An 11,361-nucleotide genomic window follows, 5' to 3' on the forward strand; every position below is an offset into this window, starting at 1 on the left:
GATCACGTCGGCGGGGCGCTTTTGCCCCTTTGGTCCTTTAGGCATGTGGTATCCTGCTATTGCTTTGCGCTAAGCATAACATGGGAACCGGGTCGTGTGATGTCAATTTTCAGACTGATGCACTACCCATTTCCAGGAAAACAAATCGCAACGCCCCACTCGTCTATGCGGGCATCGAGATCGATCTCGATGGGCACCGGGTGAAACGCAACGGCGTTGATATTCACCTTGGCCAGACCGAATTCCGGCTCTTGCAGCATCTGTTGCAAAACCCCGAGCATGTCTGCGATCGCCGGGAGTTGATCGCGAATGCCTGGCCACGGAATGTCCACGTGGAACCGCGCACCGTGAACGTGCACATCGGACGGCTTCGCAAGGCGCTGTTGCTTGCTGGCGGATTTGATGTGATCCGGACAGTCCGGTCGGTTGGATATGCCTTGGACGAGAACTCAGCCAGCGCAACTTCCCCGATCCCTAGGGCCAGATCAGAGCCATCGGAGTAACCACGATGAACATAGTACTTCGGAATGCGAGCGTGATGACCGGCGACGGGACGACTCACCTCCCGAGGGCTGATGTGCTCGTGCGCTGCGGCCAGATAGCCGATATCGACGCATCGGGGTACCTTCACAAAAATCTGGAGGACCATGTCGATGTGATCGACTGCTCGGGTTGCACGATCATCCCTGGCATCATCAATGCGCATGCCCACGGCTGTATTCATGGACCATCAATGCCGAGTGGCTCAGTAGGGTTAGGGGTCAGCGAGGTCGAGCACCATCGCAACAGGCATCTTCTTGAAGGCACGACCACGCTCCTCAATGTCTGCGGACTGGCGTTTCCCGATGAAATCGATGAGGGATCTGCGACGTCCCATCCGATGGACATCCATGTCTCGACAGCCCACACCAGGAGCAACATTGAAGCTGCTCTTTCGATCGACGGCGCCGGGCTGTCTGCACGCCACATTCACGGCGAGATTGACCGGTTGCTCACCCAAGGTGCCAAGGCCCTTGGAGAAGCTGGAGGAGGCCAGACCCTGGGCGGTGGTGCCCAGGAATACAGGTTCATTCCAGAGGCCATCAGGCGTGAAACCGGTTTAAATATTGATCCGTCCATTGCACGGCGTTTGAAAAATGCAATCGTTGGCCGGCATCTCGATCCGCAAGCCGGTGTGCCTGACGAAGAGCTTCAGACGATCCTCGACGCATCTGGCCTTGGAAGGACGAGGGCAGATCAGATCCGCTCAATTGTCATCAACAGCGTCATGCCGTCCGTCTCGCTCGCCTTGACGGGATTTGAAGAAATTGCCCGGCAATCCTTACGCGTCGGCTATCCCGCGATTTTTCACAATGCCGCGCCAACGGCCAACCTCCTGATCGCACTTGCCGAAAAATACCCTGCGGCTCAGATTGTGGCTGGACATTCCAATCATCCGATGTTCATGCCCGACGAGGCTGTAGACGTCGCCGCGAAATTGCGGGATCGCGGTGCCGTCATTGATGTGTCAACGCTCGATTGCATTTCGACCCGCTGGCGAAACGATGCCGTCAACTTCGATGCGCTGATCGGGTCGGGTCTCGTCGATACTATATCGACCGACTTTGCCGGTGGGCACTGGGATGGGATACTGGAGGCGATACACCGGATCATTCGCAAGAAGCAGATGTCTGCCCCGGCGGCCGTTGCACTGGCAACCGGGAATGTTTCGCGCATCTTCCCGCAACTGGCCGGAGATCGCGGCTTCATAGAAAAGGGCAAGCGCGCTGACATTGTCGTCGCCGACAGGACGAACCTGAGCCGCGTTCGCGACGTTTTTATCGCCGGCAGGATGGTCGTTCGCAATGGACGCATTGTGTGACCAGATTGATCATAGCGAGGGGACGGCTGGCATGCTCACTGGTCCAATGGCCGTTTCAGCATCGCCAGAAGGGAGACCGGATCGCCTTGCCTGAACCGTTCAAAACCATCGAGGAAGGCGCGCTGCTTCTCCTTGCCCATCTTCGGTGCAGTGATCCTCAAGAATTTCTCCTGGACATCGCCCCAATCCATCGGGCGACGCACATCGCCTCTCGGCGTCGTGATGGATGAGACAAAGCGGTGTCCCTGTCTGTTGACGATGACCACGCGAGCAAGCGTTTCAGTGGGGAAGCGGTGATCAAGGGCATCATCCACGGTTATCCGCACCCTGCGCGCGAAACGCGACAGATCCGGGCGGTTCAGCAGAGACGCGCCGATCGGAGCAAGCGCATGGCAGCCATTGACCGCTGCGATCGCCACGCAGTATGGCAGGCTGTATTGGATATCGGTCAGGTTTTCCGGTTCGATGCGATTTCCAAGCTTGATCGCCCACGCAAATGTCTGGACATCGATGTCAGTCATCTCTTCGGCGACAACGCCATGCTGCGAATTCAGATCGCAGAACGCATCGATCGCCGGGTGAATGTAGCGGCAGCAGGCATAGGGTTTGAAATAGGTTCCCTCGATTTTGCGGGGTTCAGCAAGATCGCTGAGGATGCTGGCCGTGTCATAATGCGAGGCATGATCGAGGATGTCTTCCGGCCCGGTATATCCGGATCGAGCCAGTTGGAGCGCGGTCATCCCCGTTAAAACGGCCCAGGGGATGCCCTCTTTCACATCGTTCCCGGTGAGCTGCGAATATCCGGAGCTGCCATTCGCGTCCTGGTTCGGAGCAAGCACCCCAGCGATTGCCAAGGCCTGCGAAAGATGGATTGCAGTCATGCCGGATAGTCTGCCGGCAGCGGCAACGGCGGCATAGCCCGTCCAGCGACCGGATTGCCGGCTTCTGATGGCGTTGGGGTTCTGGGCAGCCGCGATGCGCACCCCGATTTCGTATCCCAGCGCAATGGCGGTGATGATGTCCTCGCTTGGGGTGGACACTTCGCTAGCCATGGCAAACACGGCAGGGATGACGGCTGCACCGGGATGACCGCGTGCGGCCCGGTGGCCGTCATCGAGATCGAGAGCAGACGCAGCCGCGGCATTGCAAAAAGCGGCGCCTGTGCTGCTTATGGTTTCCCCGGAAAACCATATGGGAGAGGCCCCGGGGCCGAATATCATCCTGGCAACCCGGCGAACGGCCGCAGCGGACGGCGTCTCGTACCCCGCAACGGCGGCGGTGATCACATCCAGCATGCAGCAGACTGTTTTGTCTCTTATACCCTGCGTCAGATTGTCAGCATTGTAAGTACTGATATAGGCTCCAAGCGTCCTGGCCGCGTACATGGCTCACCTCACTCTGAGTTGCGTCCCCGTGTCCCATCCCCTGTCATATCGAAGCGCCTGCGGTCTGCGGACCCGCCTTCAAAAAAGTCTCATAGACATGTTTGGCCACATAGAGATCGAGCATGGGCAGTCCAACGCAGGTGATGTGAATGGGTTCATCCGGACGCTTTTGCACATCGTCGTCGAGATCGGCAAAGTTGGTTACACCCAGGAGTGGGCCCAGCGTCTCCAGCGTGGCGAGCCCCTTTGCAAAATAGAGCGCCAGGCTTTGGGAATTGCGGCGCGATACCATTCCCACGTCGTCACAGATAAGCCGGCCTGTTTTCAGGATGCGCTGGATATAGAGTGCCGGCGTCTCGTCTCCGCCAAGATGGAGGGTCATTGCATATGGATTGGCTTGACAGTCATCAAAGAGGGGCTTCCTAGCATTGGAGGCGGTAATGACCAGATCACAAGCGCCAAGGCTGTCATTGTCCTCGACGGCGATCAGCGGGAATACCACGCGATCCTTCAGCGCAGCGACAAGCCTGCGGGCGGATTCCACTGACCGGCTTCGAATGAATACCCTCGAAAAAGTACCCGCCGGAAAAATTCCAAGGCCGAGGATGACGCGCTCCGCGATGGGACCGGCGCCAAAGACAAAACCCGAAAGACCGTCGCTTTGGGACAAAAATCGCTCGACCATTGTCGTTGCATAGGTAGCGGTCCTGGCCGCAGAAATCTCGGTCCCGTCCATGAGGCAGATCGGGGCAAGCGTCACCTTGTCAAAGAGCAGGATCGTCGACATCGATCTTGGACGCCCCAAATGTCGATTGAGCGCATTTGCGCCGACAATCTTGACTGCCGCATAGTCCGGTCCGACGCTGGAAAGCGCCGACAGTTTCCATCCGAGCCGCTCGCCGACAAACTCTTTTTGGTATTGGATCAACTCGGGCCGCGCCCACAATTCGCTTTCGTCTGGCAGCAGAACTGACTTTAAACCATAGGCCCGGCCACGGCGGATATCGGACCATGCCTCGCTGGCAACGCGGTGAAGCGCACCGGGCTCAAGCTTAACGCCGCGGTCCTTCATGTCCGAAAGGGAAAAGAACTGCGGGCTCTCGTTGAGCTTTGTCTTGATTGCAGCCGTCATGACGTATTCCTCCCGAAACCACATCTTGTGATGGTATTTTCAGGTGGATTTCATGGGAAGGAAAGCCAATATCAGGCAAATATCTTGTAACGAAATGGCTGGTGAAGTCCGAGGTCAGCGGAGAAATGCGAAGACCAGCGACCAACGGCATCTGTGTCGAGGCGGACAGACCATAGACCCCAAATGTAAGGCACCATGTGCGCGAGAACCTTGACGAACCAACATGGTTCACACGTATCTGTAGAAAACCAAGGAGACACACACCATGACCGCGTTCAACGTGCGCGTCTCGGAAGAGAACGCTAATGAGCTTGAGTGGATTGCCGAGAAGTTCGACCGTTCTCCTTCCTACATGGCCGCACAAGCCATCGAGGACTATGTCGCACGCGAAAAATGGCAGCTTGCCGAGATCGAAGCGGGTTTGGTAGAGGCTGACCGAGGCGAGTTCGCAAGTGAAGAAGACGTCGCGAAAGTCGTGGGGAAATACGTCAGGTCCGTTCGCCAATCATGAGTGACAAACGCATCCGCTGGACGCTACGAGCCTTGCTGCGTTTTGATGATATCGGCGCATACATCGAGAATGACAATCCTGATGCAGATGCGCGTGTCGTCGCGCGGATCGTGACGGCGGTGGACATGCTCAGAGACTTGCCTGCCACGGGACGTGGTTGTGCGCATCAAGGCACGCGCGAAATCGTGCAAGCCCATATTCCCCACATTGTACCGTACCGAGTTGGACGTGACATCGAAATCATCACGGTCATGCACGCCCATCAGAAATGGCCCAAGGCATTCCAGCGTTTTCAAGCGCGAACCGTACGCAGCACAATCTACCGGAGCGCTGCGATCAGGGCCTGCAACATCCCCGCGGCCCATCACATGCCTTGGCGCACGACGCACAATCCAGGGGCGTCGAAGTACCGTCTTCTGGCCCAAGCTGCAAAAGCAGGTGACTGACCGAGGTGCTGTGCCCGATTTCAGTGACACTGGCCAATAGGCGCTCAGCGCGTACCGCACCAATGCGCGGCGAGGCCAGTCTCCTGAACTTTTCCTCCAGGAATGGACGCGCCAGCGGATTTGCAGCTTCACCGAGAGCAACCTTGACCTCGGCCTCGAACAAATGACCATCGACCGTCTGCAGTTGCGCGACCGCGGCATGGTGAGAGCCCAGCGTGCTCTGGCGGTCATCGGCACGCAGTTCCATCTTCGCTATCAGACCGGCGACAGCTTCACTGCGCAGCCAGGTGTCTGAACACCAGGCGGGACCGGGCTCTACCTCAAGCAGTGCCATAGCCACTGCACAGGGAGCGCTGAACTGGGCGGCCCACGCGTCTTTCGGCGCAGGCTGATTGAAGGGTGGTTCGCACAAAATCGGAGGCGCGATCAGCGTCAAACGCTTGAAACGATCCGAGGAGGCAGACATTTTGGCATTGGAGAAGGCCTGAACCGATGCCTGGATGCTGCTCTGCAGGATACGGCAGCAACTGAAGGGCTTGAAACCGACAGCACGGATTTCAAAACTCTGGCCAAGACCGGTGCTCAACTGATCGTTGTCACAGCCATTGGCGCCGGCCATCCGCCAGAAACCGGTTTCGCCCTCGAAGATATCGAGCGGACCTTCAAAGCCATTTTTGGCAAGGAAGGCGGCATTCACCCCCGTTTGCGCCGCCGTCCCGAAATTGTTTTTCGCCATCGTCGGCTGATGGCCATAAACCGTCTTCATGACCGATGCGACGGGTGCGTTGGCGGCCGCGATCGCAATCGCGTGGGCAGACTGCAAAGGGTCGAGCTTCAGCAATTTTGATGCGGCGGCCACAGCGCCAAAGACTTGCCACGTGCCGTGCCCGTGGATTGTCTTGCGCGGATGAAGATGCGTGAGCGACATCGCAACCCGACCGCTGACTTCATACCCGGCAACGATCGCGGCCAGCAGCTCTGAGCCTGAACTATCGACGTGAGCTGCGACCGTCAACGCGGCGGACATCACCGTGGCGCCCGGATGGCCCTTTCGATAGATGTCGTCGAAGTCGAGAGCGTTGATCAGTGTCGCGTGCACAAAGGCTGCGGTTGCGAGATCCGTCCGCCTGTCGCTGCCGAGGATCGGGCTGGTGCCGGTGGAGGCGACGTCCGATACGAGCCCATCGAGAATGCCTGCAAGCGGGAGCGCGTAGGCCCCGAGCAGGCAACCGATCGAATCCAGCAGACAGTCGATTGCTTTCTCAACCACATCGATGGGCAGATCATCGATGGAAAGTCCTGCAATATAGTCTCCGAATATACGCGTTGCAGATTGCTGCATTGCCTTTCTCCTCGTCGAAAAGACAGAGATGTTTCGTCCGCCACGGCGATGACCGGTGGAAGATTCTGTCTCTGGTGAGTTTGTTACCGATAGATCGCCGCAGTTGCCGTCGTGCGGCTATGGAAAGACAGATCGGACCGCCATGTTGGCGAGGTCGAGGCGATGGGTTTCCATCGGGATAAGATTGCGAACCGCCCGGACGCGGTCAATGTCCAAATATGAGGTGATAACCCCAACGGTATCGGACGCACGCGCAATGACTTGCCCCCAGGGATCGCAGACCAGTGAGTTTCCATAGGTGTGCCGCGTTTCTCCGCCGGCCGCCGGGTAGGCGCCCCACTGGCCACAGGCGACGAAATAGACCTGGAACTCGATAGCCCGCGCCCGGCAGAGAACCTCCCAGTGATCCTTCCCTGTCTGAAGCGTGAAGGCAGCAGGAAGAATGATGACATCCACGCCCGCTTGTGTCAGACGATCGAACAGACGCGAAAATCGAAGGTCGTAGCAGATTGCGCAGCCGATGCGCAGGCCGTTGATCTCATAGATGAGCAGGTCAGTCCCGCGCTCGACTGTCTCGGATTCGCGATAGGCCTTGCCATCAGGCGCAACGATGTCGAAGAGATGGATCTTTCGGTAGCGCGCAACCTCAATGCCATCGGCATCGAAAATAACCGTCGTATTGCGGATACGATCGCTTCCTTCAACACGCTCCAGAAGACTGCCCGCATGCAACCAGACACGGTGCGAGGCTGCAAAATCCTGGAGGATATCATAGGCCCGTCCGCCAGGAACGGCGTCGGCCGCATCAAACTTCTCCCGCGGTGTGCCGCCCGACCAGTCGAAATGTTCCGGCAGGATAATGAGCTTGGGATCGTCGCGGTCGACAGCGTCCTGCATCAGGCGAAGGGCCTGGCGCAGATTGTGGTCCCGATCCGGTTGAGAATTCATCTGGATGAGTGAGATCTTCATGGTGTCTCCGGTGTCTTGTAGTCAAAGATAGATTTGCCGGCCTCCAGGTGCGGCCGCAGATGGCGGGACCGCTTTTGCCGCGCAAGCGCGACGGCAGCGAGTTGCCGCATGTGGTCTGGTTCGGCAACGAACACACCGTCGTCATCGGCGAGTACGGCATAGCCCGGCAGAACCGCAGTCCCGCCGCAGGCTATCGGAACATTGATCGAGCCGCCGATCCGGAACGCCCGGTTGGTGGTCTTGGAAGACACGCCGCGACACCAGACGGGAAACCCGCTTTCAGCAATTTCCAAGGCATCCGTGCAGGGACCATCGACGACAATACCGACCGCACCTCGCGCCCTGGCGGCCGCGGCTACGCCCCCGCCGACACAAGCGATGTCGTCATGATCAACACGCGAAATCACGAGGATGTCGCCGGGAGCAAGAAGGTCGATCGCCTTGTAGATCACGACACCGTCGCGGCCTGGCGCCGCGACGGTGATAGCGTTGCCGATCGCCCTTGAGGGAAAGACCGGCCGCACCTGGCAACCAACAAAGCCCAGATGCTCGAAATGACCGATCGTTGCGGTCTCCACCTCCGCCAGCAGATCGCACAGATCTGCTGGCCAGGCCCAACGCCTGGCCTCTATTCGGTAATCTTCAGTCATGGAAATGCTCTCAAGGGAGGGAGTGGGACTAGCTCAAATCGGCCGTTCGCCGGCCGTCGTCGTGCGATGCATGATGCGGATCGTCGACGGGTCGAAGCCATCCCGCCGATGCATGGTGCACCTGTTGTCCCACATCATGATGTCGCCCTGATCCCACTGCTGAACGAAGACGTCCTGACCTTTTGTCGTGTGATCCCAAAGCTCGACCAGCAGGCTTGCGCTCTCATCGAGCGGCATGCCGACGATCCAGGCGCCGTCCGTGGTCCCCCCGAGATAAAGCGCCTTGCGTCCGGTTTCGCCATGAGTGCGAACCAGTGGATGGACCATGCCGCTCCATTCGCGGAAATCCCGGGTCCTGGGTTCGCTCTTGCCAAGCCGCAGCGCACCAGTCTTGTCATAGACGTTCTGGAAGAATATCTGCCGGCCTTCGGTTTCTTTCTTCAACGCGGGTGGCAGTGTTTCAAAGGCGCTGTAGGTCGACAGGAAATAGGTGTCGCCGCCGGAGGGGGGCACGGTCACGGCGCGAAGAATGGCACCGGCCGGCGGCCGTTCATAAAACCAGGTGTCGGTGTGCCAGGTCGCCTCGCTATTGCCCATCGCACCACTCGGCTTGCCGTCCTTCATCGCATTGCTGATCACTAGGATCTCCGGATGATCCGGGTGACCGCCTTCCTGCTTCTGCTTGGGATGAATGACGAATTCCCCGAAATGACGGGAAAACGCCACCTGCTGGGTGTCGGTGATGCCGGCCTGCTTGAAGCGAAGCACCCCATATTGCAGCCACAAGCGGCGCAGCTCCTCAATGTCGCGCGTGTCGTAGGATTTGAAATCGAAACCTTCGATATCGGCGCAGACATTGCTCTCATTTTGCACCGCGCGCAGTCGTTCTTTCGTCAGCATTTTTGTCTCCTATTGCGACCTTCCTCTAAGGCCACCACCATCCTAGAGGCGAGATTGACGGGCATTCCAATAGCGATCGTCAAGCATTGATAGGGTGGAAGCATGGATCCCCGGTCAGTCCGAGAGCACAAGAACTTCCTGCGGATCGATGCCAAGGGTGACGGTGCTGGCGAGCTCCGGCACTCGCCCCGACAGACCTGACCGGACAAGGACGGTGAGGTTCAACCCGCCTGAAATCTCCACCAGGAGTTCAAGCTGGGCGCCAAGGTTGACGATCCGTTTGATGACGCCGTCCAGGCGATTTTGCAGACCGGCCTGAATGGCTGGATCGGTCATGAGCGCAATACTTTCGGGGCGGATGCAGCAGGAAGCAACCGAAGTGGAACGCCCGGTATGGCTCGATCGCAGGACGATGGGCGTGCCATCGACCAAAAGATCCAGAAATCCCGGGCCGCCGTTCCTCGCCTTGACCGGCAGGATGTTGGATCGTCCTATGAAATCCGCGACAAAGCGAGTGGCGGGATTGCGGTAGATGGAAACAGGCTCTCCCTGCTGGGCGATGACACCCTGCCACATGACGACGATCCGGTCGGACATCGCCATTGCCTCTTCCTGGTCGTGGGTGACGTAGACGAATGTCATGCCCAGCTGTTCCTGGATCTCCTTGAGCTCGATCCGCATCGCCTCACGCAGCTTCAGGTCAAGATTGGACAAAGGTTCATCGAGAAGAAGGACGGACGGCCGCGGAGCAATGGCGCGCGCCAGTGCCACCCGTTGCTGCTGGCCGCCCGAAAGCGCTTTTGGATAACGTGCGGCCAGACCATCGAGGCGCACGCTGCGCAAGGCGGCATCCACCGCCACAGCAATGTCACTCCTGGATGTCCCCCGCATGCGCAGGCCAAAGCCGACATTCTCGGCGACGGTCATGTGCGGAAACAGCGCATAGTTCTGAAACACCAGACCGAGATTGCGCCGTTCCGGCGGGACACGGTTCTGGCTCTTCCCGCGAACGCGGATATCTCCGGCACTTGGCGTGTTGAAACCGGCAATCATATTGAGGGTTGTGGTCTTGCCGCATCCGGACGGTCCGAGAATGCTGACAAATTCGCCCTGCGGGATTTTCAGGTTCAAGTCCTTGACGACCGGAATGCCGGCAAAGGATTTGCTGACCGAGACGAGTTCGATGTCGATATTGTTCATTTGCTTCCACCATGCAGTTGAGCCGAGAAGCCGCCAATCTTCTCGAACAGGAAAATCACCGTCAGAATGAAGGCCATCGATGCGACATTGACGGCCGCCATGACCGGATCGAGGCTGTATTCGAGGTAGTTGATGACCGTGATCGGCAGTGTCGTGTCGCCGGGGCGAACGAGAAAGACGGATAGAGGGATGTTGTTGAACGAGATGATGAAGGCGAGAGTGACGCCTGACAGCACCCCCGGCTTGATCATCGGCAGCACGATATGCTGGAGCCTTTGGCGTTTGGACGCACCGAGACTTTGGGCGGCCCGGTCAAGGTTGCCGTCGAAGTTGGCAAGCGAGGTCGCCGCCATGCGTGTGACAAAGGGAAGGGCGAGAACGACGTGAGCCGCAATCAGGGCAGGCGTTCCAAGAAAGCCCTGCAGGCCGATAATCGACAGGAACAACACGATGGCCACGCCCTTGACGATCTGCGGAACCGAAAGCGGAGACAAAAGGCCGGCCATCAGCGCGTCGCTGCCCGGCACCCGCTCATAAACGATCGCGTAAGCGGCAAGAACGCCCAGTACCCCGCTGATGATGGCGACAAGAGTGGCAATCTTGACGCTGAGCAGGAAAGGCTGCAGCCACCGATCCGCCAGGAGATCGCCATACCAGTCGAAAGTCCATTCCCAGGGTACGAAGGTTACGGCCGAGGTCGGACTGAAGGAGGCGGCAACAACGACGAGAAGCGGCAGCGTAATGAAGGTCAACACCAGCACGATTGCCAGCCAGAAAAGAAACGTCAAAACATGGCTCATGCGCTTTCTCCTTCGCGGTTGCTTCTGCGAAGACTGCGGCGCGTCTCATAGCGGATGCCGAGAAAGGAGACAGCCAGCATCATCGATAGAAGCGCGATTGCCATGACGGCGGCAAAGCGCCAGTCGATATAAAACAGCACCTGCTCGTAGATCATGGTGGCGAGC

The 11,361-nt window shown here is 58.5% G+C and carries 13 protein-coding genes and 1 pseudogene; 4 read left to right on the forward strand and 10 right to left on the reverse strand.

Annotated elements, in window-relative coordinates; translation table 11 throughout:
• Positions 1-122: 122 nt before the first annotated feature.
• A complete protein-coding gene (locus AX760_RS27820; protein WP_245295092.1) occupies positions 123-332 on the reverse strand; it encodes a hypothetical protein in 210 nt (69 codons plus the stop codon).
• On the opposite strand from AX760_RS27820, the gene AX760_RS27825 reads away from it, so the two are divergent.
• Together AX760_RS27825 and AX760_RS23695 are read left to right on the forward strand one after the other, a co-directional pair.
• The gene (locus AX760_RS27825; RefSeq protein WP_245295090.1) at positions 264-503 is read left to right on the forward strand and encodes a winged helix-turn-helix domain-containing protein; all 240 of its coding nucleotides are present in this window, start codon (positions 264-266) and stop codon (positions 501-503) included. The two genes, AX760_RS27820 and AX760_RS27825, sit on opposite strands and share 69 nt — an antisense overlap.
• Positions 504-538: 35 nt before the next feature.
• Positions 539-1,861: an amidohydrolase family protein gene (locus AX760_RS23695; RefSeq protein ID WP_245295091.1), complete on the forward strand. Its 1,323-nt coding sequence runs from the start codon at positions 539-541 to the stop codon at positions 1,859-1,861.
• A gap of 35 nt (positions 1,862-1,896) precedes the next feature.
• Here the strand turns inward: AX760_RS23695 and AX760_RS23700 are convergent, their stop codons facing one another.
• The gene (locus AX760_RS23700; protein ID WP_071835481.1) at positions 1,897-3,246 is read right to left on the reverse strand and encodes an MmgE/PrpD family protein; all 1,350 of its coding nucleotides are present in this window, start codon (positions 3,244-3,246) and stop codon (positions 1,897-1,899) included.
• Between the two features lie 43 nt (positions 3,247-3,289).
• The gene (locus AX760_RS23705; protein ID WP_175552128.1) at positions 3,290-4,318 is read right to left on the reverse strand and encodes an ornithine cyclodeaminase; all 1,029 of its coding nucleotides are present in this window, start codon (positions 4,316-4,318) and stop codon (positions 3,290-3,292) included.
• Positions 4,319-4,643: 325 nt separating this feature from the next.
• On the opposite strand from AX760_RS23705, the gene AX760_RS23710 reads away from it, so the two are divergent.
• Together AX760_RS23710 and AX760_RS28240 are read left to right on the forward strand one after the other, a co-directional pair.
• Positions 4,644-4,889 (forward strand): CopG family ribbon-helix-helix protein, encoded by a 246-nt coding sequence (locus tag AX760_RS23710; protein WP_071835482.1) that lies wholly within the window; start codon positions 4,644-4,646, stop codon positions 4,887-4,889.
• Positions 4,886-5,335, forward strand: a complete 450-nt coding sequence (locus AX760_RS28240; RefSeq protein WP_083531320.1) for a type II toxin-antitoxin system RelE/ParE family toxin — start codon at positions 4,886-4,888, stop codon at positions 5,333-5,335. Before AX760_RS23710 ends, AX760_RS28240 begins: the two co-directional genes overlap by 4 nt.
• Here AX760_RS28240 and AX760_RS23720 read toward each other — a convergent pair.
• From AX760_RS23720 to AX760_RS27835, 7 genes and pseudogenes are all read right to left on the reverse strand, one after another.
• Complete coding sequence (locus tag AX760_RS23720) at positions 5,226-6,677, reverse strand: MmgE/PrpD family protein (protein WP_071835483.1); 1,452 nt, start codon at positions 6,675-6,677, stop codon at positions 5,226-5,228. The two genes, AX760_RS28240 and AX760_RS23720, sit on opposite strands and share 110 nt — an antisense overlap.
• 117 nt (positions 6,678-6,794) lie before the next feature.
• On the reverse strand, positions 6,795-7,646 hold the full coding sequence (locus tag AX760_RS23725; RefSeq protein ID WP_071835484.1) for a carbon-nitrogen hydrolase family protein: 852 nt from the start codon (positions 7,644-7,646) through the stop codon (positions 6,795-6,797).
• Positions 7,643-8,296 (reverse strand): RraA family protein, encoded by a 654-nt coding sequence (locus tag AX760_RS23730; protein ID WP_071835485.1) that lies wholly within the window; start codon positions 8,294-8,296, stop codon positions 7,643-7,645. The genes AX760_RS23725 and AX760_RS23730 overlap by 4 nt, the downstream gene beginning before the upstream one ends.
• 33 nt (positions 8,297-8,329) lie before the next feature.
• Complete coding sequence (locus AX760_RS23735; RefSeq protein ID WP_071835486.1) at positions 8,330-9,196, reverse strand: TauD/TfdA dioxygenase family protein; 867 nt, start codon at positions 9,194-9,196, stop codon at positions 8,330-8,332.
• A 114-nt stretch (positions 9,197-9,310) separates the two neighbouring features.
• The gene (locus AX760_RS23740) at positions 9,311-10,396 is read right to left on the reverse strand and encodes an ABC transporter ATP-binding protein (protein ID WP_071835487.1); all 1,086 of its coding nucleotides are present in this window, start codon (positions 10,394-10,396) and stop codon (positions 9,311-9,313) included.
• Positions 10,393-11,196 (reverse strand): ABC transporter permease, encoded by an 804-nt coding sequence (locus tag AX760_RS23745; protein WP_071835488.1) that lies wholly within the window; start codon positions 11,194-11,196, stop codon positions 10,393-10,395. Before AX760_RS23745 ends, AX760_RS23740 begins: the two co-directional genes overlap by 4 nt.
• Positions 11,193-11,361 (reverse strand): annotated as a pseudogene (locus tag AX760_RS27835) (ABC transporter permease); the annotation flags it as partial. The pseudogene AX760_RS27835 and the gene AX760_RS23745, both read right to left, overlap by 4 nt.

Origin of the sequence: Pararhizobium antarcticum, from assembly GCF_001885585.1 — a bacterium.
Lineage (GTDB): Bacteria > Pseudomonadota > Alphaproteobacteria > Rhizobiales > Rhizobiaceae > Pararhizobium > Pararhizobium antarcticum.